We start from the raw sequence: 21,768 nt of genomic DNA on the forward strand, positions 1-21,768 counted from the left end.
GGTCAGTCCGGCTTGCCGGGCTTTTGCGACTGCTCGCACTTCACCTGGATCAGCTCGCGCTCGTCCAGCGTGGCGCCGATGCGCACCGCGCTCAGGCAGCCGCCCCAGACGCAGCCGGTGTCGGTGGAGAGCAGGTCGGGCCGCGAGAGCCAGCCCAGCGTGGACCAGTGGCCGAAGGCGATGGTGGCATTGGCGGTCTTGCGGCCGGGCACGTCGAACCAGGGCATGAAGCCCTCGGGGCCGGGCAGCATGCCGTCCTTGTTCTCGAACTCCATCACGCCCTCGGCGGTGCAAAAGCGCAGCCGCGTGAGCGCGTTCACGATGGCGCGCAGCCGCGCGCTGCCGCTGAGCGTGTCGCTCCATTGCGCGGGCTCGTTGCCGTACATGCCAAGCAGGAATTCACCCAGCGCCGGGCCGCGCAGCACCGATTCGACCTCCGCCGCCAGCGCGAGCGTGTCGCCGACCGTCCACTGCGGCAGCACGCCGGCGTGCACCATGAGCAGGTCGCCGCCGTCGATCTGCATGTGCAGCGCCATGTGCTGCTGGCGCACCCATTCGAGCATGGCCTCGCTGTCGGGCGCTTCGAGCAGGCCGGCCAGCGTGTCCTTGCGGCTGGACTTGCGCGCGCCGTGCGCCACGCCCAGCAGGTGCAGGTCGTGGTTGCCGAGCAGGCTCAGCGCCGAGGCGCCGTAGCCCTGCACGCGTCGCAGCACGGCGGCCGAATCGGGACCCCGGTTGACCAGGTCGCCCAGCAGCACGATGGTGTCGCGGCTGGGTGAAAAACCGATCTTGTCGAGCAGTTTCTGGAGGGCGGCGTCGCAGCCCTGGATATCGCCGATCAAGTAAAGTGCCATGTCCTCATTTTCACCCCCCGTTCATGGATGTTCTCCTGCTGGCCTTGCTGACCACGCTGAATGCGTTGTTCGCGATGTCCGAAATGGCCCTTTCAACCAGCCGGCGTGCGCGCCTGGCAGCGCTGGCCGAGACGGGCGATACCGGGGCGGAGGCCGCGCTGCGGCTGATGGAGGAGCCGACCCACTTCCTTTCCACCGTTCAGATCGGCATCACCTCGATCGGCATGCTCAGCGGCATCGTGGGCGAGGCTGCATTTGCGGCGCCGCTCGCGGCCTGGATGGAGAACCTGGGGCTGGGCCGCGGCACGGCCAGCGTGGTGTCCACCGCGGTGGTGGTGACCGGCATCACCTTCTTCACCATCATCTTCGGCGAGCTGGTGCCCAAGCGGATCGGCCAGCTCTACCCGGAACCCGTGGCGCGCTGGGTGTCGCGCCCGATGCGCGGGCTCGCCAAGGGCGCCAAGCCGTTCGTCTGGCTGCTGGCAGGAGCCACGGCCACCGTGCTGAAGCTGCTGCGCATCGACGCCAACGCCGCGCGCTCCATGACCGAGGAGGAAATCTCGGCCAGCCTGGAAGAGGGCGTGGACGCCGGCGTGATCGAGCAGCACGAGCACCAGATGGTGCGCAACGTGTTCCACCTGGACGACCGGCGGCTGTCGTCGCTGATGATCCCGCGCGCCGACATCGAATGGCTCGACGCCTCCGATACCGTGGCCGAGGCGCTGCAGAAGGTGGCAGACGCGGGCGCGCTCAACCTGGTGCATTCCTGGTACCCCGTGTGCCGCAACTCGCTCGACGACGTGGTCGGCGTGATCAGCGTGGCTCACCTGCTGCGCCTTGGCACCGGCCATGTCGGCGTGCTGGGCCAGGAGGCCGCGCCCGCCGTGTTCGTGCCCGAGACGCTCACCGGCATGGAACTGCTGGAGCAGTTCCGCGAACGCGGCGGCCGGCTGGTGTTCGTGGTCGACGAATACGGCGTGGTGCAGGGCCTCATGACGCCGCGCGACATGCTCGAAGCCATCACTGGCGAACTGCAGCCCGGCACGCTGACCGATGCCTGGGCGCGCGAGCGGCCTGATGGCGTGTGGGAGCTCGACGGCCTGATGCCGGTGTCGGAGCTGCGCGCGAGGCTCGGCATCCGCGAGTTGCCGGAAGAGGAGCGCGGGCGCTACAACACCGTAGCCGGCCTGCTGATGGCCGTCTCCGGCCACCTGCCCAAGACCGGCGAAGTCATCGACTGCGCGGGCTGGCATTTCGAGATCGCCGCGCTCGAAGGGCGCCGCATCGACCGGGTGCTGGCCATGGCCGACAAGTCGGCGTCGCGGGACGACTAGGACCCGTTCACCAGATCAGAAATCCGAAGCTCACGCACACCATGAACCCCACCGAAGACATCTACACCGAGCCGAACGCCGACCCCGACACGCTCGCCAACCTCGGGCCGCTGCGCGCCATGGCCGGCATCTGGGAGGGCAGCCGCGGCGTGGACGTCAAGCCCAAGCGCGAAGGCCCCAAGACGCAGGTCTACGTCGAGCGCTACGAGCTGCAGCCGATCGATCCGCAGACCAACGGCCCCCAGCTGCTGTACGGCCTGCGCTACCACACCTACATCCACAAGCCCGGCCTCACCAAGATGTACCACGACCAGGTGGGCTACTGGCTCTGGGAGCCGGCTACCGGCACGGTGCTGCACACGCTGGCCATTCCTCGCGGGCAGGTGGCCATGGCAAGCGGCCATGCCAAGGCGGACGACACGCGCTTCACGCTCAGCGCCGAGCGCGGCAGCCTGGTGAACGGCATCGTCTCGAACCCCTTCATCGAGCACGCCTTCACCACGCTGGCGTGGAACATCACGGTGACCATCAATGCCGATGGCACCTGGTCCTACGACCAGGACACCGTGATGCAGATCCAGGGCCAGGCCGAGCCCTTCCATCACACCGACCGCAACACGCTGACGCGTGTCGAGGGGCCGGGGCTCAATCCGTTGGCGATGCCCGATGCGCCGGCCGCCGCAGCGGTGCAGCGAAAGTAGCCGCACCGCCGGGCGCAGGCCCCGCGCTCACCAGCGGATCTTCAGGCCCACGCTGCCGTTCAGGCCGCTCTTCATGCGCGCGCCGCCGCCCGAGGCCCAGAACTTGCCGACCTCGCCATACAGGCTCATGTTCTGCGTGAGCTGCAGCGTGGCGCCCGCCGCCAGTTCGGTGCTCGTGCCGCCGGTGCGCGTGGCAATGTCGGTGTAGGCCGCCGGGCCGATGAAGCGCGTGACGTCCGCGCCGCTGCTGCTGCGGTAGAGGTTCAGCCGCGCATAGGGCTGCAGCGGCCCGGCGCTGGTGGTCATCTCGCCCTTGACCCGCACGCCGGCGCGCACCAGCCAGCCGCTGTGGCTGTGCTGCTGCACCATGGCGCCGATGATGCCGGCGTCGTCCAGGCTCACGCGCTGATGCACCAGCTGCAGCTGCGGCTCGACGATCCATTCCGGCGAGATGCGAAAGCCCTGGCCCACCTCCACGGAAGCCAGCAGGCTGTGGCCCTTGCCCGAGCCGGCCGAGCCCAGTGTCGTGGCCGCGGTGTAGCGGTGGCGGCCGGCCTGCAGCACGCCGTCCACGTACAGGCCGCTGTCGTTCTTCCAGGTGGCGTAGGCGCCCAGGTACTGGCTGCGCAGGTCGCTGGAGCCGACCCCATAGCCCTGCACGCCGCGGGCAAAGCCGTTCACGCGCATGTCGCCCTCAAGCTGGCCGATATAGATGCCGACGCGCCAGTTGGGATTGGCCCACAGGTCGTTGCCGGCCTGGAAGCCCGTCAGGCGCCCCTCGCTGGTGGGGCTCACGGTGCCGCCCTGGCCGATGGTGCGGTCCATGCTGATGATGCGGGCCCAGCCCTGGCGGTAGCCCTGCTCGGGCGTGGCCGTGGCAAGCCCGGCCGCGCCGTCGTCGCCCACGCGCTGGTGGAGGTTGCCCACCATGGCCAGGTTGGACTGGCGGAACTGCTCGGGCAGTGCTGCGTACAGCGGGACTTCGGCACGGTAGGTGGGCACCGTCACGCCGACCGCGGTGGGCGGGGTGTTGCCGTCGCTGCTGCGCGGGGTGCCACCGTCGTCCGGCGCCGGCGCCGGCGCAGGCGCAGGTGCAGGCGGTGCCGGTGGTGCCGGTGGTGCCGGTGGTGCGGGTGGCGCAGGCGGCCCCGGTGGTGCAGGTGGCGGAGGCGGTGGGGGGGGAGGCGGAGGAGGTGGAGGAGGGGGCGGCGGAGGCGCGACGATGATGCCGGAGCGCAGGTACCAGTTCTCGCCCGCGCCACTCGCGTCGGCGGCGTGCAGCCGGTACTCGTAGGCGCCGGCGTCGACGTGGCCGCCTGCCAGGCGGAAGGCGTCGCGCGTGGTCTGCGCCGTGGTGGTGGCGCCGTTCATCGCGGTCACCACTTCGATGCCGTTGCCGATGGTCAGCGCGCCCAGGCCGCCCAGGTTGGTGATCTGTATGTTGGTGCTGCCGCTGGCAATGGCGGTGCAGCCGCTGAGGATCAGCCGGTCGCTCAGGCTGGCGCTGGTGCCCAGCGCCGTGCCCAGGCGCAGCGTGCCGTCGTTGCCGACCCAGGGGCCGCGCACCGTCAGGGTGGCGCCGGGCGTGCCGCTCAGCAGCGAGACGATGCCGCTGTTGGCCATCGACCCGATGGTCTGGCTGTGGCCCGCCAGGTCGAGCGTGGCGCCCGCGTTGACCGTGAAGGCGCTCGCGCTGCTGAAGGTGTCGGCCGCGCCGGCGCGCAGGGTGCCGGTTGCGACGTTGGTGGCTCCGGTGTTCGTGTTGGTGCCGCTCAGGGTCAGCGTGCCTGCGCCCACCTTCACCAGGTCGCCGGTGCCCGAGATCGGGCCTGACCAGCCCATGCCGTGGCCGTTGGTGTCGATGGTGCCCGTGCCGCCCAGCAGCAGTGCGTTGTTCAGGCTCAGGCCGTCGGCTCCCGCGATCACGCTGGCGCTGGCACCGCTTCCGATGGCAATGGCGCCCAGCATCGACGAGCCCGTGTTCACCGTCAGGCTGTTGCTGCCGCCGGTGAACGACACGGCCGATGCGCGCGTGGCGCCGTCGCCGCCAAGGCCGCCTGAAATGGTGCCGCTGTTGGCGATGTTCAGGTTGGCGCCTGCGATGCCGGCGCCGCCGGCGCCGTGCGCACCGCTTGCGCCGCCGTTGCTGTTGGCCCCGCCGGTGCCGCCTGCGCCACCGGCGATGGTGCCGCTGTTGGCAATCGTCGCGCCGCTGCCGGTGGACAGGAGGCCCACGCCGCCGTCGCCGCCGCCGCCGGGCGCACCGGTGCCGCCCGCGCCGCCGCCGCCCGCACCGCCGGCGCCCCCCGCGCCGCCGGTGATCTGGCCGGTGTTGGTCATGACGAGGCTGCTGCCGGCCAGCGTGGCACCGGCGCCGCCCGCGCCGCCGCCGCCGCCCGAGGCATTGCTTCGGGCCGGCAGCAGTTCGGACCCGCCGGCGCCGCCTGCGCCGCCCGTGAGCGTGCCGCTGTTGCCGAAGCCGAGCCCGGGCGTTGCCGCGCCGATGAAGAATCCGCCGCCGCCACTGCCGCCGCCGCCGGCCTGCGAGTAGGCGTCGCCGCCCTTGCCGCCGGCGCCGCCGGTGGAGGTGCCGGAGGCGTCGTAGTTGCCGAGCGGGCCGATCAATGTGGACCCATAGCCGCCGGCGCCGCCGCCGCCGGCGGCCCAGTAGCCGTTGCCGCCCGCGCCGCCGCTGCCACCGGTGTAGCTGCCGGAGGAAGCGAAGGTGCTGGAGCCCATCGGAAAGCCGTGGTAGCCGCCGCCACCACCGCCGCCATAGCCGTTGCCGCTGCTGAAATCGCCGGTCTGCGATTCGCCCGCGCCGCCGTCGGCTCCCTGCAGCACGCCGGGAGAGACGATGGTGTTCGAACTGCCTGCTGCACCGCCTGCGCCTGCCGTGGCGCCTGGGAAGGCGCCCACGTCGGCGGAGGATCCCGCGGTGACGCCGGCATCGGTCGACGACCCGCCGTCGCCGCCGTGCGCGGCGATGGAGCTGTCATTGAGCCCGCCCGCGCCGCCGCCGCCATTGCTGCCGCCGGAACCGGCGTGCAGCGCGGCGCTGTCCACGGGCTGGCCGCCCGCGCCGCCCTCGGCCAGGGTGGAGCCGGCGCTCAGGCACAGCACCGCCATGGCAACGGCATGCAGGCCGGTCGTGCGCACATGGCCGCGTGCGATTTCGGGCGCGGCCACCCATGCGCCGAGCGCTGGATTCCAGAGGGTTCGGAATGTCTTGTTCATGGTCTTACCTTTTTCACGGCTTGTTTCCCCTAGGTGATCTGCCAACTGGCAATGCCTGCAGTCCAGGGCGGACCCAGGCCTTGCCCCGTGAAATCACTGTAGGAATTGCGCCGCCCGCGCACATGAGCGGTGCGTCCCTTCTGCGGGGAGACAAGCGTCCCGCCCGTGCGCGCCGCAACCATGACAAAGCGCCTGCCGGCCGAGGCCGGCCTGCCTCTTGTCCTACAGGCACGGCGCGGCCCAGCCGCGAGGATCGGAGGCATGAGCAAATCGATCTTTGCGTGGGTGAGCGCGGCCGCGTGCTGCGCAGCCGCCACCGCCGCGATGGCGGAGCCGGTGAAAGTGCCCCTGGACAGCGACGACAAGGGCACCGTCTACGTGGCACCCAACGTCAATTCCACCGAAACCTCGGCCTACACCAAGGGCGCGACGGTCGGCGTGCAGCGGCCCGACGGCAGCGGAAGCTACATCGGCACCGACACCTCCACGCCGCGGCCGACCTACTCGCTGGGCGCGAGCACGGGCGGCAACGTGTCGCTCACCGGCGGCGTGCTGACGGATGGCAAGAGCAACAACGGCGTGAAGGCCGGTGTGACCATCAAGTACTGATCTTCCTTTGCCGTTATCAGACGAAGGTGCCGTACACGATGAACCCGTCGTGCGTGGCCACCTTGTCGTAGAGCGCGCGCCCGGCGATGTTGGTCGTGTGCGTCTGCCAGTAGACGCGGTGTGCGCCCACGCGCTTCACATGCGCGTACACGCCTTCGACCAGTTGCCGCCCCACGCCGCGGCCGCGCTCCGAGGGCAGCGTGAACAGGTCCTGCAGGTAGCAGTTCGGCTCGATGCGCGTGGTGCTGCGGTGAAAGAGATAGTGGGTGAGGCCCACCAGCTGGCTGTCGCGCTCGGCCACCAGCGCGTGCACCGGCTCGTAGGCGTCGAAGAAGCGCTGCCAGGTGACCTGCGTGATCTCGTCGGGCAGGGCCGTGGGCCCCTCGCGCTGGTAGAAGGCGTTGTAGCCGTCCCACAGCGGCTTCCATGCGGCGTAGTCGTCGGGCGTCGGGGGGCGGATCAGGAGCGAAGAAGTCATCATGCGTCGGTGGTCTGCACGTTGAAAACATGCGATTGCAACACGGCCGGCTCAACGCGCGAAGAAATGCTCCAGTGCCTGCGTGGGCAATCGATGCCGCAGGCCGATGGCGACCACGCCGGCGCGCGCCTCCCGCGGCGGGCTGGCCTTGCGCAGCGAGCCATGGCGGCCGGCGAACTGGATCTCGGACCACTCGTCGCCGTTCGCGCCCTGGCCGGTGCGCAGCAGGCCCTTGAGCCGCAGCACGCCCGGCGGCACGTCGCGCAGCCACGCGCGCAGCAGCTCGGCGGGAATGGCGGCCGCGGGTTGCGCGCTCCAGGTCTGGAACATCGCGCCGTGGTCGGGGGCGTGGTGATGGCCGTGATCGTGGCCGTGCTCGCACCCGCCCCCGCAGGGCTCGCGGCCGGTGGCCGGCAGCGGCAGGCCCGACAGCAGCGCGAGCGGCACCGCCGACTGGGTGGCTTCGAGGCGCGGCGTGCCGGGCGCGGTGGCTTCGGCCCACGCGTTCGCTTGCGCGAGTGCGGCGGCGCTTGCGAGATCGGCCTTGTTGAGCACCACGAGATCGGCGGACTTCAACTGCCGCGCCAGCGTGTCCGCCAGCAGCACGTCGCGCGATTGCTGCGCCACCGCGGCCGCGTCGACCAGCACGATCACGCCTTCGAGGCTCAGCTCGGGCGCGGCCATGCCGATCTGCGCAATGCGCCACGGGTCCGAAACGCCGCTGGCCTCGATCACCACCGCATCGAAGGGCGTGGCCGACTCGATGACCTGCACCAGCGCGCGGCCCAGGTCGTCGCCGATCTGGCAGCACACGCAGCCGTTGGTCAGGGCCAGCGTTTCGCCGTGCGTGGCGGCGACCAGTTCCGCATCGATGTTGAGCGCGCCGAAGTCGTTCACCAGCGCCGCGATGCGCAGGCCCTGCGCCTCGCGCAGCCAGCGGTTGAGCAGCGTGGTCTTGCCCGCGCCCAGGAAGCCGCCGATGACGGTGAGCGGCAGGCGCCTGTTCTCTTGCGTCACGCGATGCTCAACTTCTTTGCGCCTCGAACACGCGGCCCGACAGCACCGTGCCCCACACGCGCGCATCCTTCAGCGCCATCGGGTCCATCTCGAGCGGATCGTCTTCCAGCACGCAGAAGTCGGCGCGCTTGCCGCATTCGATGCTGCCGATCTCGCCGTCGAGCTTCAGCGTCCAGGCCGCGCCGAGCGTGATCGCGTGCAGCGCCTGCGGCACCGTGATGCGCTCCGATTCGCCGAGCAGCCGCCCCTTGGGCGTGATGCGGTTCACGGCGCACCACGCGGTGAAGAGCGGCCCGAGCGGCGTGACCGGCGCATCGGAATGGATGGCCAGCGGCACACCGGCCGCCAGCGCGCTGCCGCAGGCATCGAGCCGGTTCGCGCGGTCGGGGCCCATGGTCATTTCGTAGTGCTGGTCGCCCCAGTACCAGAGGTGGTTGGCGAACAGGTTCGCGCCGAGGCCGAGCGACGCCATGCGCCGGAACAGCGGCGCATCGATCATTTGCCCGTGCTGCAGCGTGTGGCGATGGTCGGGGCGCGGCGCGCGCGCCAGCACGCGCTCGATGGCGTCGATGGCCACCTCGCTGGCCTCGTCGCCGTTGGTGTGCGTGTGGATGGTGAGCCCCGCGCGGTGATAGGTCTCGAAGTCGGCCTCGTACTGCGCGGGTGCCGTCACCCAGATGCCGTTGGGTGCGCCGTTGAAATGCCCCGGCCAGCGCAGCCGCGCCGAGAAGCCCTGGATCGAACCGTCGAGCATCATCTTCACGAGGCCGTAGCGCAGCCGGTCGGTGCTGCGCGGCACCAGGGCCCTCACATGTTCGGCGCCCTGGGCCGCGCCGTGCGTGCCGTGGAAGGCCTGGAACGCCGGCAGGATGCGCACGCCGAAGCCCTCGTCGCGCGTCGCGTTCTCGAGCACGCCGCAGTCCTCGTCGGTGAGCTTGTTGACGAGGTCGGTCGCGGTCGTCACGCCCTGCATGCAGGCCAGGCGCGCGAAGGAGCGCACGCCGGCCTCGGTCATCGGCGCGAGCAGGCCGGCGTTGCCGATCCTGCGCAGCACCAGGAACATCGCGGCCGGCTCCTGCAGCTCGCCGGTGGGCTCGCCCGCCATCTCGCCGGCCGCGAACTTGACCACGCCCTCGACCTCGTTGTCGCGCGTGATGCCGGCGATGCGCAGCATGGCGCTGTTGACGTTCATCAGGTGGCCGTTGGCATGGCCGATGACGACCGGCCGCGTGGCGCTGGCGCGGTCGACGTGCGCCACCGTCATGCGCTCGCCGCCGAAGTAGATGGGATCGAAGCCCCAGGCGATCAGCGGCTCGGTGTCGGGAATGCCGTCGGCCGCCATCTGCGCGGCCACTTCCCGCAGGCGCGCCACCACCTCGTCCATCGAGCGCAGGCCGCTCCACACCTTGCCCTGGGGGTCGCGCCGGTCGAACCAGCCGAGGTACGTCCAGTCCCACATGCTGCCTTCCTTGAGGTGGCAGTGGCCCTCGACCAGGCCCGGCATCAGCACCTTGCCGGCAAAGCGCTCGTCGAGCGCGAATGCGCCCCAGGCCTGCATGTCGGCGAGCGTGCCCACGGCCAGTACGCGGCCGCTGCGCACCGCCACGTGCGTGGCGTGCGGCTGCATCGGGTTCATGGTGATGATCCTGCGCGCGGGGTAGACGGTGGTGATGGGCATGCTCATGGCAGTTCAGGCATCGAAAGAGGAGGAAGGGCCGTGCCGTCGACGATGTCAACACGCCTGCAGCGTACCCAATGATCGGGCGCCACTTCGCGCAGCGGCGGCAGTTCGGCCGCGCAGGCCGGCTCGGCCACGGGACAGCGGCCGGCAAAGCGGCAGCCGGGCGGCGGGTCGATCGGGCTCGGCGGATCGCCCGAAAGCTTGATGCGGCTCGCGGCGCGGCGGCGGCCGCCGCCCACGGTCGGCACGGCCGACATCAGCGCCACGCTGTAGGGGTGCAGCGGCCGCGCGAAGAAGCTGCGGCGCGGCGCGCGCTCCACGATCTGGCCGAGGTACATCACGGCGATGTCGTCGCAGATGTGCTCCACCACCGCCATGTCGTGCGAGATGAAGAGGTAGGTCAGCCCCAGTTCGCGCTGCAGCCGCACCAGCAGGTTCAGTATCTGCGCGCGTATCGCAATGTCCAGCGCCGACACCGGCTCGTCGCACACCACCAGCTCCGGGTTGGTGGCCAGCGCGCGCGCAATGTTGATGCGCTGGCGCTGCCCGCCCGAGAACTGGTGCGGGAACAGGTGCTGCTGCTCGGGCCGCAGGCCCACGGCCTCGAACAGCTCGGCCACGCGGTGCGTGCGTTCTTCGGGTGTGCCCACCTGCATCAGCTCGAGCGGGGCGCGCACCGTGGCACCCGCGCGCTCGCGCGGATTCAGCGAGGAGAACGGGTCCTGGAAAATGATCTGCATGCGCGTGCGCGCCCGCCGCAGCGCCTCGCCCTGCAGCGCGCCCAGGTCGGTGTCGCCCAGCCGCATGCGGCCCGAGGTGACGGGCGAAAGCCGCATCACCGCGAGCGCGGTCGTGGTCTTGCCCGAGCCCGATTCGCCCACCACCGCCAGCGTGGTGCCGCGCCGGATCTCGAACGAGACACCGTCCACCGCCTTCACCACTTCCGCGGGCTTGCCCCAGCGTGCCTTGCCGCGCGCGAAGTGCACCTTGAGATCGTCGACCGAGAGCAGCGTGTCGGTCTTGCCGATGAATGTCATGCCGCCTCCTTCATGCGCGCCTGCGGCGCCTCGGCATGCAGCCAGCAGGCGGCGCCGTGCGGTGCGCCTGCGCCTGCGCCTTCTGCAGCGCCTTCGAGCGCGAGCATCGGCGGCGCCTCCGCGGCGCAGCGCGCCATCGCATGCGGGCACCGCTCGCGGAATGCGCAGCCCCGGCCCAGCTCCCAGATCGACGGCACCACGCCCGCGATCTCGGCCAGTTCAGGCCGCGCGCCGTCGCCGAAGGCCGCGCTGCTGCCGAGTTCGGGCAGGCAGTCGATCAGGCCGCGTGTGTAGGGATGGCCCGGCTGCGAAAGCACCTGTTCGGTGCTGCCCTGTTCGATCACGCGGCCCGCATACATCACCATCACGCGGTCGGCCATTTCGGCGACCGCGCCCATGTCGTGCGTGATGAGCATGATGGCCGTGCCCTTCTCGCGCTGCAGCTCGCGCAGCAGGTCGAAGATCTGGGCCTGCACCGTCACGTCGAGCGCGGTGGTGGGCTCGTCGGCAATCAGTATGTCGGGCCGGCAGGCCAGCGCCATGGCAATCATCACGCGCTGGCGCATGCCGCCCGAGAGCTGGTGCGGGTACTCGTCGACGCGCCGCTCGGGCGCCGGAATGCCCACCTGCCGCAGCATCTCGATGGCGCGCTCGCGGGCCGCCTGGGCATTCATGCCCGCATGCAGCCGCAGCGATTCACCGATCTGGTCGCCCACGGTGAACACCGGGTTCAGCGAGGTCATCGGCTCCTGGAAGATCATCGAGATGCGGTTGCCGCGCACCTCGCGCATGCGGGCATCGCTGGCCCGCACCAGGTCTTCGCCCTGGAACATCACGCGCCCGCCGCTGATGCGGCCCGGCGGCGAAGGAACGAGCCGCAGCAGCGCGAGCGCCGTCATGCTCTTGCCGCAGCCCGATTCGCCGACCACGCACAGCGTCTCGCCGCTGCGGATCTCGAAGTCGACGCCGTTGAGCACCAGCGCCTGGCCGCGGCGGGTCTTGAACTCGACGTGCAGGTCCTGAACCCGCAGCAGTGCGTCGTCGTTTGCCATCAGCGCTCCCTCAGCTTGGGGTTGAGGGCATCGTTGAGCCCGTCGCCGATCAGGCTCACGGCCAGCACGGTGATGAAGATGGCCGCACCCGGAAAGGCCACCGCCCACCAGCACGACAGCACGTACTGCCGGCTGGAGCCGATCATCAGACCCCAGCTCATCTGGTTGGGGTCGCCCAGACCAAGGAACGACAGCCCCGCCTCGAACAGGACCGCCGCGCCGATGGCCAGCGTGGCCGACACCACCAGCGGCGGCAGCGCGTTGGGAAGGATCACCTTCCAGATGATGCGGGCGTCGCGCGCGCCGATGGCCCGCTCGGCACGCACGAACTCCAGGCCGCGGTACTTCATGAACTCGGCGCGCGTGAGCCGCGCGGTGCCGGTCCAGCTCACGATGCCGATGGCCAGCGTGACCGTCACCAGCGTGGGCGAGAACAGCGTGACCACCACCATCGCGAACAGCAGCGCGGGCAGCACCTGGAAGAACTCCGTCAGCTTCATCAGCGCCGCATCGACCTTGCCGCCGTAGTAGCCCGCGAAGGCGCCCAGCGTGATGCCGATCAGCACCGACAGCAGCGCGGCCACCGCGCCCACCAGCAGCGTGGCGCGCCCGCCGTAGATCAATGTCGTGAGCACGTCGCGGCCGAGGTAGTCGGTGCCGAGCCAGGCTTCCTCGCTGAAAGGCGGCGTGAGCGGCGCGGCCTTGATTTCGAAGGGGTCGGCTGGATGGAACCAGGGTCCGGCGATGGCCACCGCCAGCATTGCGAGCAGCATCGCCATGCCCGCAATGGCCGCGGGATTGCGCAGGAACATGCGCATCGCCTCCACGCCCGGGTGCTCGACACGCAGGGCCGGCTTCGCGGGCGCGTCAGGTGCGGCGGAAACGGAGGGCATCGTTGCAAGCTTGTTCATGAGGCCTTGATCCGCGGGTCGATGAAGCGATAGCACAGGTCGGTGAGCTGGTTCATCACCACCACCACGATGGAAGAGAAGAGCAGCACGCCGAGGATGGTCGGGTAGTCGCGCCGCAGCACCGACTCGAAGGCCAGCCGGCCGAGGCCCGGCCAGTTGAACACCGTCTCCACCAGGATCGCACCGGCCAGCACATTGCCGAACTGCAGGCCCAGTACCGTGACCACCGGCAGCAGCGCATTGCGCAGCGCATGCTTGTAGAGCACCACGCGGTCGGCCAGGCCCTTGGCGCGCGCGGTGCGGATGAAGTCGGAGCCCAGCACGTCGAGCATCGACGAGCGCGCGAGCCGGCTGTACTGCGCCAGGTACACCAGGCTCAGCGTGAGCGTGGGCAGCACGAGGTGATGCGCTACGTCTAGCACGTCCTTGAGGCCGCCGCCGGTCGAGTCGATGGAGCGCATGCCCGCCACCGGAAGAATGGGGAACACCGAGGCCAGCAATATCACCAGCATGATCCCGAGCCAGAACACCGGCGCCGCAAAGCCCACCAGAGACAGCAGCGTGATGAACTGCGACAGCCAGCCGTTCGGCTTGCGCGACGACAGCACGCCCAGCGCGGTGCCAGCAAAGAAGGCCAGCAGCACCGAACTCAGCACCAGCAGCAGCGTGGCCGGCACGCGCTCGGCGATCATGCTCGTCACGGGCAGGTTGAAGAAGTACGAGTAGCCCAGGTCCCCCCGCGCCACCTTGCCCAGGTACACGCCCAGCTGCACCGGCAGCGGCTCGTCGAGCCCGTACTGCGTGCGCAGCTGCGCCATCAGCTCGGGCGACATGCCGCCGCTGGCGCCGGCAATGGTTTCCACCGGGTCGCCCGGCGCCGCGTGCACCAGCACGAAGTTGAGCACCACCACCGCGAGCACCAGGCCCAGGGCCTGGAGCAGTCGCGAGGCGGCATAGCGCAATGTGCCCATGTCGCGCCGCCTTACTTGAGGTAGACCTCGTCCAGCGGCGACAGCGGCCCCCAGATGGTGGCCGGCACGTTGCCTACCTTCTTGCTGGTGATGGTGTGGTAGGGCACCTGGTTGATGAACTCGATCGGCAGCTCGTCGGTCACGATCTTCTGGAAGGTGGCGTAGTAGGCCTTGCGCTGGGTCGGGTCGGCCAGGCTGCCGGCGGTGTTCAGCAGCTCGTCGACCTTCGGGTTGGCGTAGGACTGCGTGTTGGTCCAGACGATGGGCTTGATGTTGGTCGACAGGTAGGTGCGGTGCACGCCGATGATCGGGTCGCCCCAGTTGAACACCAGGTCCATCGACATGTCGAAGTCGTGCGAGGCCAGCCGCTTGGCCCAGGCCGGGAAGTCGGCCGAGGCGCGCACCTCCACCGCGATGCCCACCTTCTTGAGCTGGCCGCGGATGTATTCGGCCACGTTCTTCTGCTGGTCGTCGGCACCCGGCAGGTAGTCGATGGTGAGCTTGAAGCGCTCGCCGCCGGCGCCGGCCTTGTAGCCCGCGGCGTCGAGCATCTCGCCGGCCTTCTTGAGGTCCAGCGGATAGCGCACCAGGTCAGGCACCGCGAAGGGGCTGCTTGCCACCAGCGGGCCGTCGGACACCGTGGCAAAGCCGCCCATCAGCGCCTTGGCGATGAAGTTCTTGTCGATGGCCATGGCAATGGCCTTGCGCACCTGCACGTCCGAGAGCGGCTTCTTTGCGGTGTTGAAGGCCAGCCAGTTGAGCGCGCCGATGCCGTCGTAGCCCTTGGGCGTGAGCGACACCTTCGGGTCGTTCGCGAAGCGCTTGAGATCGGTGGGCAGCGTGGCGAAGGGCAGCATCTGCACGTCGCCGCGTTCCAGCCCGAGCACCAGGCTGGCCATGTCGGGCGTGACGTTGACGATCACCTTGTCGAGGTACGGCTTGCCGGGCAGGAAGAATTTGTCAAAGCGCTCCAGCACGATGCGCTGCGCCGGCTTGAACTCGGTCAGCCGGAACGGGCCCGAGCCGACCACGTCGGTGGTGTTGCGCGGATGGTTCTTCAGTTCCTGCCCGTCGCCATAGATGTGCTTGGGAAGAATGGGGCACAGCGCGGGCGACATCGCGAGCACGATGGCCGGGTGCGGCACGCTCATGCGGATGACGGCGGTGTAGGGGTCGGGCGTGTCCACCTTGTCGACCGGGCCGAGCATGGTGGTGAACGGATGGTTGGCCTTGATGGCCATGATCGAAAAGGCCACGTCGGCCGAGGTGACCGGCTTGCCGTCGTGGAACACCGCGTTCCTGCGCAGGTTGAGCGTGAGCGACTTGCCGTCTTCCGACAGCTTCCATGTTTCAGCGAGGTAGGGCTGCGGGTTCCACTTGTCGTCGAAGCGCAGCGGGCTCGCGAAGATCTGCGTGGAAGGCAGCGCGGTGGCAATGCCCGACTGCACCGCGCCGTTCAGGTGCCGCGGCGTCTGCGTGCTGCCGATCACCAGCGTGCCGCCGCGCCTGGGCTCCTCGGCGGCGGAGGCGGGCAGCGGCAGGAGGGTGCTCGCGGTCATCAGCGCGGCCGAGAGCAAAGTGGCGCGGCGCGCAAGGCGGAGAAGGGGCATGGCAGGACCTCTGAAGTTCGACACAAGGCAGGCGGACGGATTGATTCGGCCCGTGGGCCTTGCGCTCGAAGATAGGCGCTTGCCCCGTGCACGCGAAGAGCCAGCCGCGCGCGACCTGCAGGGCCAGAAGCCACGGGTTTGCCCCGTTGTGTAGCGGTGCGATGCGCCACTTCGGTGAATGCGCACCGCAGATGCTGCTACTTCTCGTCGCGCAGCCAGTACCACTTGTAGAGCATGCGCTGGCCGATGCGGCGAAACGGCGCGAAGGCGGGCGATTCCACCAGTCCCAGCACATTGGGAAAGGGCAGCGCAGACTTGTAGATGGGAAGCTCGAACACGTCCTTGCCCGTGTCCTTGCCGGCCACGCGCTCGGCCAGCCGCTTGCCGGCCCAGGTCGAGAAGGACACGCCGTTGCCGCCGTAGCCCACCGCATACCAGATCTTCCTGTCCGCCTCGGGCTGCGTGATGCGCGGCATCATGTCGTGGCTCATGTCGACCCAGCCCCACCAGGAGTAGTCGATGCGGATGCCCGCGAGCGGCGGGAACTTGCGCGCGATGGCATCGGTGAGCAGCTTCAGGTGCACCGGGTGCTCGGCGTCGGCGCCGCTCACCGAGCTGCGGCTGCCGATCTGCAGCCGGTTGCCTTTGAGCAGCCGGTAGTAGAAGCGCAGCGTGCGCGTGTCGGTCAGGAAGGTCAGCGACCTGAAGTTGGTGGCCTGCATCTCGGCCTCGGTGAGCGGCCGCGTGACCACCGAGTTGGAGAGGATCGGCATGATGCGGTTCTTCAGGAGCGGGCTCAGCGCCTGCCCGGTGTAGCCGCCGGTGCACACCGCCACGCGGCGTGCGCGCACCACGCCGCCGGGCGTGCGCAGGTGGTGCACGCCGTCGATGGTCTGCCAGCCCTGCACGGGGCTCGAGGTGTGCACCTTCACGCCCAGCGCACGGGCCCGGCGCATCAGGCCGAAGGTGAACTTCAGCGGATGGATGCCCACGCCTTCGGGCTCGAACATGGCACCGGCCGCCTCGCGCTCGTCGCAGTAGTCGCGCCGCACCTCTTCGGCCGTCAGCATGCGCGTGGCGTAGCCGAACTGCTCGCGCATCACGCGCGCCTCGGCTTCGAGCACCGCGAGCTTTTCGGGCCGGTGCGCCAGATAGAGATGGCCGCCGTCGAAGGCGTCGCAGTCGATCTGCGTCGTGAGCTGCTTGAAGTTCTCGAAGCCGCCGCGGATCTCGGCGTCGAGGCGCCTGGCGGTGTCGAGGCCCCAGCGCTGGATCCACTGCGAGCGCTTGAGCCGGCCGCTGGCGTTCTGCCCCTGGCCGCCGCTGCGGCTGGAGCAGCCCCACGACGCCTGGTTGGCTTCGAGCACCGTGGCCTGGATGCCGTGCTCCTGTGCCAGGTAGAGCGCGGTCGACATGCCGGTGGCGCCCGAGCCGATGATGGCCACGTCCACATCGATGTCGCGCACGAGCGGGCCGTCGTCCTCGGGCGGCGTGCCGGCGCTGGCCACCCACCAGGTGGGCGCATAGGCGCGGCCCGCGCCGGGATCGGGCGCGACCAGGGGGTCGTAGCGCGGGTCGTAGGGCCGGGCCGCGGGCTGTTGCTGCGGTTGCGAGGCGGAGAAGGATGCGGTGCCGGACAGGGTCATGATGCGGAGGCTCCGGTACAGCGGGCCTAGCGGGCCGCCGGCAGGTTGGGCCGGGCCTTGCGGAACACGTTCTTCAGGTGGATCTTTGCGCCCCTGAAGGTGAAGACGTCGATGCCATCGGTCTCGATGCGGCTGCCGTCGGCCGCGGTGCCCGTGAAGGTCCACTGCGAGGTGCCGAAATCGCCGTGCACGAAATGCCGGCCATTGATCCACTGCGCATCGGGCACCGCCTGCCATGCCGCCGCGAAGGCCTTGCGCACCGCCTCGGTGCCCACGTGGCGGGTGCCGCAGGCGTCGGGGCCGGCGGCTGTCTGGAAGATGCAGTCGGCGGTCATGAAGCCCATCAGCGCGTCGATGTCGTGGCGGTTCCAGGCGTCGCTGAACGCGGCGAGGGTGTCGGTGGTCACGGAAGTGGAGGAAGGCATTGCGGTCACGCGGAAACTCCGGAAATTGATGCGGCAAGCGTAGGCAGCCGCCTGCCGGCGCGATAGGGCCAGTTGGGAAGATTCGACCGAGCCAGAGCACCACGAACCGTATGCGCTGCCCTAAACTGCGGCGCACCATGCCCCCGAATCCGCGAGCCACCCAGTGGGCGCAGCTCTTCGCGCTGCCCGATCAACCGGCGCTGCCGCTGCAGGCCCGTCTGCGCGCCGCCGTGGTGCAGGCCATTCTTGAAGAACACCTGTCGCCCGGCGCACCGCTGCCTTCGTCGCGCGAGCTTGCAGCCCTGCTGGGGCTGAGCCGCAACACCGTGACCTCGGCCTACCTGCAACTGATCGACGAAGGCTTTCTGGAAGCGCGTCCGCGCAGCGGAGTGTTCGTGGCGCACGATGCCCGTCCGCTGTCAGCCGTGCACGCCGAGCCGCTGGTGGGCCGCAGCGGCCAGGCGAGTCAGCCGCCCGACTGGTCGAATCGCGTGCTGCGTTCGCTGGTCGACAAGCCCACGCTGTCGAAGCCCGACCGGTGGCGCGACTATCCGTACCCTTTTGTCTACGGCAACTACGACCCGCAGCTGTTTCCCACCGAAGACTTCCGCGAGTGCTGCGCCCGCAGCCTGGCGCGCTCGCAGCTGCCGCACTGGACGCCGGATTTCGAGACCGACGACGTGCCCGACCTGATCGAGCAGATCCGCACGCGCCTCTTGCCCAAGCGCGGGGTATTTGCGCTCAAGGAAGAGATCCTGGTGACGATGGGCGCGCAGCATGCCTACTACCTGCTGGCCGAGGCGCTGTTCGACGAGCGGACGCGCGTGGGGTTGGAGGAGCCGGGCCATCCGCATGCGCGCAACAGCTTCTCGCTGCGGCAGCCGAAGTGGGTGGAGGTGGATGTCGATGAAGACGGGCTGGTGGTCGATGCGCTGCCGGCGGCAGACTACCTGTTCGTGACGCCCTCGCACCAAAGCCCCACCACCGCGACGCTGAGCCTGGAACGCCGGCAGTGGCTGCTGCGCAAGGCCGAGCTGCAGGACTTCGTGATCATCGAGGACGACTACGAGGCGGAGAACCTGTACGAAGGCACGCCCATGCCCGCGCTCAAGAGCCTGGACAAGACGGGGCGGGTGATCTACGTGGGGTCGGTGTCGAAGAGTTTGTCGCCGGCCTTGCGGCTGGGCTTCATCGTGGCGCCGCGTGCGTTGATCAAGGAGTTGCGCGTGATCCGGCATGCGATGGTGCGGCATCCGAGCGCATTCCTGCAGCATGCATATGCACTGTTTCTCTCGCTGGGGCACCACGAGTCGCATGCGCGGCGGGTGAACCATGCGATGCAGGAGCGGCTCGTGCTGGCCGCTCAGGCGCTGCGCGAGCACCTGCCCGATTTCGAGTTCCGGCTGCCTTCGGGCGGAGCTTCGATCTGGGTGCAGGCGCCGACGTGGGTGGATGCGACGGAGCTGTCGTTGATGGCACGCAGCCATGGGGTGCTGATCGAAGCGGGCGACGTGTTCTTTGCGAAACCGCCCTATCCGTGTCCGTTCTTTCGACTGCGGTTGTCGTCCATTGCGGCTTCGCAGATTCCTTTGGGGATTCAGGCCTTGGGGATGGCTGTTGAGGAGTTGGCGTTGGCTCGAGGGGAGGTGAGGGCGCATTGAGTTCCGGGGCCGGGTCTCGCCCCGGCGGGCGACCTACTTTTCTTTGCTTCGCCAAAGAAAAGTAGGCAAAAGAAAGGCGACCCCACTGTCTGCGACCCCTTCGCTGCGCTACGGGGCAACCTGCGGTGCTCACGTTTCGCGGGGTCTCGCCCAAACTCGCTCCGCTCAAACAAGGGCGAGCCCTGATCCGCGAAACGCTGCGCTCCTCGGCGCATACAGAGGGGAGTGGAAACCGAACGGGCCTTTGCTGCGCTCGGCCACCAAGCCACCGCAGGCGCTGCGCGCCTGCGGTGGTTGGCTGTGGCTGTTGGTGTTTGGGGCCGAGCGAAGCGAAGGCTGCCCGCTCCCACCCCTTCTGTATGCGCCGAGGAGCGCAGCGTTTCGCGGACAAGGGCTCGCAGCTGTTTGAGCGTAGCGAGTTCTGCGAGACCCCGCGAAACGCGAGCACCGCAGGTTGCCCGCAGCGAAGCGGAGGGACGCAGACAGCAGGGGTCGCCTTTCTTTGCTTACTTTCTTTAGCGAAGCAAAGAAAGTGAGTCGCCCGCCGGGGCGAGACCCGGCCCCCCGCCCCCCAAAAACGCACCTCCCCCGTGCACTCGCACCAGAACAAGGGTATTCACGGACAGGCTGGCTCCATGCCCGCCCCGGTGCTGGTACTTCCTGGCTGGATGCGATGAGTGCAAAGTCGCTGCGAGATTCACCTACCGGAGAAACCCGATGACCATGTCCCGCCGTCTCCCCCTGCAACTCGCCGTGCTGGCCACCACGCTGGCAGGCCTGTGCGGCACCGCTTCCGCACAGCAAGCCAAGGAACTCACCTTCGCCCACCAGGACATGCTGGTCCCCCTGCGCCTCGTGATGGAATCGGGCGAGGTCGAAAAAGCCACCGGCTACAAGATCAACTGGCGCATGTTCTCCGGCGGCGGCGACGTGATCCGGGCCATGGCGTCGGGCGACGTGCAGATGGGCGAAACCGGCTCCAGCCCGCTCACGGCCGCGGCCAGCCAGGGGCAGGACATCAAGCTGTTCTGGATCTCGGCCGACATCGCCAACGCCGAGGCGCTCATCGCGCGCAATGCGTCGGGCATCAACAGCATGAAGGACCTGGCCGGCAAGAAGGTGGCCACGCCTTTCGTCTCGACCGCGCACTACCAGCTCATGGCCGGCATGAAGATGGACGGCGTCGATCCCAAGAGCGTCAACGTGATGAACATGCGCCCGCCCGAGATCGCGGCGGCCTGGGAGCGCGGCGACATCGACGCCACCTTCATCTGGGACCCCGTGCTCTCCAAGATCAAGGGCACGGGCAAGACCATCGCCACCTCGGGCAGCATCGGCAAGCGCGGCGCGCCCACCTTCGAAGGCATCGTGGTCAACGCCAAGTGGGCCGCGGCCAACGAGCCGTTCATGATCGCCTTCGTGAAGGCGCTCAACCGCGCGAACGAGGAATACAAGGCCAGCGGCAAGAGCTGGACGCCCGATTCGCCGCAGACCAAGGCGATGGCCAAGTGGACCAAGGCCGATCCGAAGGACGTGTCGGCGGCGATGTCGCTCTACACCTTCCCGACCATGGCCGAGCAGGTCTCGCCCACGTGGCTGGGCGGCGGCGCGGCCAAGGCGATGGCAGGCACGGCGGCGTTCCTGAAGGAGCAGGGCCGGGTGCAGGAGGTCAAGCCCGACTACAGCGCCTTCGTGACCACGGCCTACGTCGAGAAAGCCATGGGGAAGTAAGCCGCATGCCCACGCTCGACATCCGCGACCTCACGGTCAACTACGCCGTCAAGGGCGGCACCCTGCAGGCGCTGGCCCCGGTCAACCTCACGATGCGCGACGGCGATTTCGTCGTGGCGCTCGGCGCCTCGGGCTGCGGCAAGACCACGCTGCTCAACAGCATTGCGGGTTTCCTGCCGCCTTCCACCGGCCAGATCCTGCTCGACGGCAAACCCGTGGTCGGTCCCGGCGCCGACCGCGGCGTGGTGTTCCAGAAGCATGCGCTGATGCCCTGGCTCAACGTGCGCGACAACGTGGCGCTGGGCCTGCGCCTGGCCGGCGCCGGCAAGGCCGACCGCGACCGCGTCGCGGAAGAAAAGCTCGCGCTGGTCGGCCTGCAGCAATACGCGGAGCGCGCGGTGTACGAACTCTCGGGCGGCATGCAGCAGCGCGTGGGCATTGCGCGCGCGCTGGCCAGCGACCCGGCTGTGCTGCTCATGGATGAGCCCATGGGCGCGCTCGACGCGTTCACGCGCGAGCAGGTGCAGGAGATCCTGCTCAAGGCCTGGTCCAAGTCGAACAAGATGGTGTTCTTCATCACCCATTCGGTCGAGGAAGCACTGTTCCTGGCCACGCGGCTGATCGTGATGAGCCCGAGCCCGGGGCGCATTTCGCACGTGTACGACGAGGTTCCGTTCTCGCGCCAGTTCCTGTCGCATGGCGACTCGCGCAAGGTGAAGTCGGAGCCCGAATTCATCCGCATGCGCGAAGAGGTTCTTTCGATCATTCATCATCGCGAGGCTGCACATGCCTGAGGCCACCATCGCAACGCCT

The 21,768-nt window shown here is 69.2% G+C and carries 18 protein-coding genes; 6 read left to right on the top strand and 12 right to left on the bottom strand.

Features of this window, described 5'->3' with window-relative positions:
* Nucleotides 1-2: 2 nt before the first annotated feature.
* Nucleotides 3-854: a symmetrical bis(5'-nucleosyl)-tetraphosphatase gene (locus L1081_RS01650; RefSeq protein ID WP_489414898.1), complete on the bottom strand. Its 852-nt coding sequence runs from the start codon at nucleotides 852-854 to the stop codon at nucleotides 3-5.
* A 23-nt stretch (nucleotides 855-877) separates the two neighbouring features.
* Here L1081_RS01650 and L1081_RS01655 point away from each other — a divergent pair, with 23 nt between their 5' ends.
* Nucleotides 878-2,188: a CNNM domain-containing protein gene (locus L1081_RS01655; RefSeq protein ID WP_489414899.1), complete on the top strand. Its 1,311-nt coding sequence runs from the start codon at nucleotides 878-880 to the stop codon at nucleotides 2,186-2,188.
* A gap of 41 nt (nucleotides 2,189-2,229) precedes the next feature.
* Nucleotides 2,230-2,889: a heme-binding beta-barrel domain-containing protein gene (locus L1081_RS01660; protein ID WP_489414900.1), complete on the top strand. Its 660-nt coding sequence runs from the start codon at nucleotides 2,230-2,232 to the stop codon at nucleotides 2,887-2,889.
* A 27-nt stretch (nucleotides 2,890-2,916) separates the two neighbouring features.
* On the opposite strand, the gene L1081_RS01665 is transcribed toward L1081_RS01660, so the two are convergent.
* Nucleotides 2,917-6,126, bottom strand: a complete 3,210-nt coding sequence (locus L1081_RS01665; RefSeq protein ID WP_489414901.1) for an autotransporter outer membrane beta-barrel domain-containing protein — start codon at nucleotides 6,124-6,126, stop codon at nucleotides 2,917-2,919.
* A 261-nt stretch (nucleotides 6,127-6,387) separates the two neighbouring features.
* Between L1081_RS01665 and L1081_RS01670 the strand changes: the two genes are divergently transcribed.
* Entirely contained in the window at nucleotides 6,388-6,735 is a 348-nt protein-coding gene (locus L1081_RS01670) for a hypothetical protein (protein WP_489414902.1), read from the top strand.
* Between the two features lie 16 nt (nucleotides 6,736-6,751).
* Here the strand turns inward: L1081_RS01670 and L1081_RS01675 are convergent, their stop codons facing one another.
* From L1081_RS01675 to L1081_RS01720, 10 genes are all read right to left on the bottom strand, one after another.
* Nucleotides 6,752-7,213 carry a GNAT family N-acetyltransferase gene (locus tag L1081_RS01675; protein WP_489416847.1) on the bottom strand — a complete coding sequence of 154 codons (462 nt, stop codon included), beginning with the start codon at nucleotides 7,211-7,213 and terminating at the stop codon, nucleotides 6,752-6,754.
* 51 nt (nucleotides 7,214-7,264) lie between these two features.
* Complete coding sequence (locus L1081_RS01680) at nucleotides 7,265-8,230, bottom strand: GTP-binding protein (protein ID WP_489414903.1); 966 nt, start codon at nucleotides 8,228-8,230, stop codon at nucleotides 7,265-7,267.
* 7 nt (nucleotides 8,231-8,237) lie between these two features.
* A complete protein-coding gene (locus L1081_RS01685; protein ID WP_489416848.1) occupies nucleotides 8,238-9,908 on the bottom strand; it encodes an amidohydrolase family protein in 1,671 nt (556 codons plus the stop codon).
* Between the two features lie 2 nt (nucleotides 9,909-9,910).
* Nucleotides 9,911-10,948 carry an oligopeptide/dipeptide ABC transporter ATP-binding protein gene (locus tag L1081_RS01690; protein WP_489414904.1) on the bottom strand — a complete coding sequence of 346 codons (1,038 nt, stop codon included), beginning with the start codon at nucleotides 10,946-10,948 and terminating at the stop codon, nucleotides 9,911-9,913.
* Nucleotides 10,945-12,000, bottom strand: a complete 1,056-nt coding sequence (locus L1081_RS01695; protein WP_489414905.1) for an oligopeptide/dipeptide ABC transporter ATP-binding protein — start codon at nucleotides 11,998-12,000, stop codon at nucleotides 10,945-10,947. Before L1081_RS01695 ends, L1081_RS01690 begins: the two co-directional genes overlap by 4 nt.
* Complete coding sequence (locus L1081_RS01700) at nucleotides 12,000-12,911, bottom strand: ABC transporter permease subunit (protein WP_489414906.1); 912 nt, start codon at nucleotides 12,909-12,911, stop codon at nucleotides 12,000-12,002. Before L1081_RS01700 ends, L1081_RS01695 begins: the two co-directional genes overlap by 1 nt.
* Nucleotides 12,908-13,882: an ABC transporter permease subunit gene (locus L1081_RS01705; RefSeq protein WP_489414907.1), complete on the bottom strand. Its 975-nt coding sequence runs from the start codon at nucleotides 13,880-13,882 to the stop codon at nucleotides 12,908-12,910. The genes L1081_RS01700 and L1081_RS01705 overlap by 4 nt, the downstream gene beginning before the upstream one ends.
* 11 nt (nucleotides 13,883-13,893) lie before the next feature.
* On the bottom strand, nucleotides 13,894-15,492 hold the full coding sequence (locus L1081_RS01710; RefSeq protein ID WP_489414908.1) for an ABC transporter substrate-binding protein: 1,599 nt from the start codon (nucleotides 15,490-15,492) through the stop codon (nucleotides 13,894-13,896).
* A 197-nt stretch (nucleotides 15,493-15,689) separates the two neighbouring features.
* On the bottom strand, nucleotides 15,690-17,138 hold the full coding sequence (locus L1081_RS01715; protein WP_489414909.1) for an FAD-dependent oxidoreductase: 1,449 nt from the start codon (nucleotides 17,136-17,138) through the stop codon (nucleotides 15,690-15,692).
* Between the two features lie 26 nt (nucleotides 17,139-17,164).
* Nucleotides 17,165-17,563 carry a nuclear transport factor 2 family protein gene (locus L1081_RS01720; RefSeq protein ID WP_489416849.1) on the bottom strand — a complete coding sequence of 133 codons (399 nt, stop codon included), beginning with the start codon at nucleotides 17,561-17,563 and terminating at the stop codon, nucleotides 17,165-17,167.
* Between the two features lie 137 nt (nucleotides 17,564-17,700).
* Between L1081_RS01720 and pdxR the strand changes: the two genes are divergently transcribed.
* The 3 genes from pdxR to L1081_RS01735 all read left to right on the top strand — a co-directional run bounded on the left by pdxR (nucleotide 17,701) and on the right by L1081_RS01735 (nucleotide 21,749).
* Nucleotides 17,701-19,224: a MocR-like pyridoxine biosynthesis transcription factor PdxR gene (gene pdxR / locus L1081_RS01725; protein WP_489414910.1), complete on the top strand. Its 1,524-nt coding sequence runs from the start codon at nucleotides 17,701-17,703 to the stop codon at nucleotides 19,222-19,224.
* Between the two features lie 717 nt (nucleotides 19,225-19,941).
* Entirely contained in the window at nucleotides 19,942-20,955 is a 1,014-nt protein-coding gene (tauA, locus tag L1081_RS01730; RefSeq protein ID WP_489414911.1) for a taurine ABC transporter substrate-binding protein, read from the top strand.
* Nucleotides 20,956-20,960: 5 nt separating this feature from the next.
* Nucleotides 20,961-21,749 carry an ATP-binding cassette domain-containing protein gene (locus L1081_RS01735; protein WP_489414912.1) on the top strand — a complete coding sequence of 263 codons (789 nt, stop codon included), beginning with the start codon at nucleotides 20,961-20,963 and terminating at the stop codon, nucleotides 21,747-21,749.
* Nucleotides 21,750-21,768 lie beyond the last annotated feature (19 nt).

This window comes from Variovorax sp. MSC1_012, assembly GCF_023667525.1.
Lineage (GTDB): Bacteria > Pseudomonadota > Gammaproteobacteria > Burkholderiales > Burkholderiaceae_C > Variovorax > Variovorax beijingensis_B.

What these genes read in the sequence shown, in the direction of transcription:
- L1081_RS01700 (WP_489414906.1), bottom strand. Translation starts at nt 12,911, where the DNA reads ATGAACAAGCTTGCAACGATGCCCTCCGTTTCCGCCGCACCTGACGCG.
- L1081_RS01715 (WP_489414909.1), bottom strand. Translation starts at nt 17,138, where the DNA reads ATGACCCTGTCCGGCACCGCATCCTTCTCCGCCTCGCAACCGCAGCAA.
- L1081_RS01660 (WP_489414900.1), top strand. Translation starts at nt 2,230, where the DNA reads ATGAACCCCACCGAAGACATCTACACCGAGCCGAACGCCGACCCCGAC.
- L1081_RS01670 (WP_489414902.1), top strand. Translation starts at nt 6,388, where the DNA reads ATGAGCAAATCGATCTTTGCGTGGGTGAGCGCGGCCGCGTGCTGCGCA.
- tauA (WP_489414911.1), top strand. Translation starts at nt 19,942, where the DNA reads ATGACCATGTCCCGCCGTCTCCCCCTGCAACTCGCCGTGCTGGCCACC.
- L1081_RS01705 (WP_489414907.1), bottom strand. Translation starts at nt 13,882, where the DNA reads ATGGGCACATTGCGCTATGCCGCCTCGCGACTGCTCCAGGCCCTGGGC.
- L1081_RS01665 (WP_489414901.1), bottom strand. Translation starts at nt 6,126, where the DNA reads ATGAACAAGACATTCCGAACCCTCTGGAATCCAGCGCTCGGCGCATGG.
- L1081_RS01735 (WP_489414912.1), top strand. Translation starts at nt 20,961, where the DNA reads ATGCCCACGCTCGACATCCGCGACCTCACGGTCAACTACGCCGTCAAG.
- L1081_RS01650 (WP_489414898.1), bottom strand. Translation starts at nt 854, where the DNA reads ATGGCACTTTACTTGATCGGCGATATCCAGGGCTGCGACGCCGCCCTC.
- L1081_RS01685 (WP_489416848.1), bottom strand. Translation starts at nt 9,908, where the DNA reads ATGCCCATCACCACCGTCTACCCCGCGCGCAGGATCATCACCATGAAC.
- L1081_RS01695 (WP_489414905.1), bottom strand. Translation starts at nt 12,000, where the DNA reads ATGGCAAACGACGACGCACTGCTGCGGGTTCAGGACCTGCACGTCGAG.
- L1081_RS01675 (WP_489416847.1), bottom strand. Translation starts at nt 7,213, where the DNA reads ATGACTTCTTCGCTCCTGATCCGCCCCCCGACGCCCGACGACTACGCC.
- pdxR (WP_489414910.1), top strand. Translation starts at nt 17,701, where the DNA reads ATGCCCCCGAATCCGCGAGCCACCCAGTGGGCGCAGCTCTTCGCGCTG.
- L1081_RS01690 (WP_489414904.1), bottom strand. Translation starts at nt 10,948, where the DNA reads ATGACATTCATCGGCAAGACCGACACGCTGCTCTCGGTCGACGATCTC.
- L1081_RS01720 (WP_489416849.1), bottom strand. Translation starts at nt 17,563, where the DNA reads ATGCCTTCCTCCACTTCCGTGACCACCGACACCCTCGCCGCGTTCAGC.
- L1081_RS01655 (WP_489414899.1), top strand. Translation starts at nt 878, where the DNA reads ATGGATGTTCTCCTGCTGGCCTTGCTGACCACGCTGAATGCGTTGTTC.
- L1081_RS01710 (WP_489414908.1), bottom strand. Translation starts at nt 15,492, where the DNA reads ATGCCCCTTCTCCGCCTTGCGCGCCGCGCCACTTTGCTCTCGGCCGCG.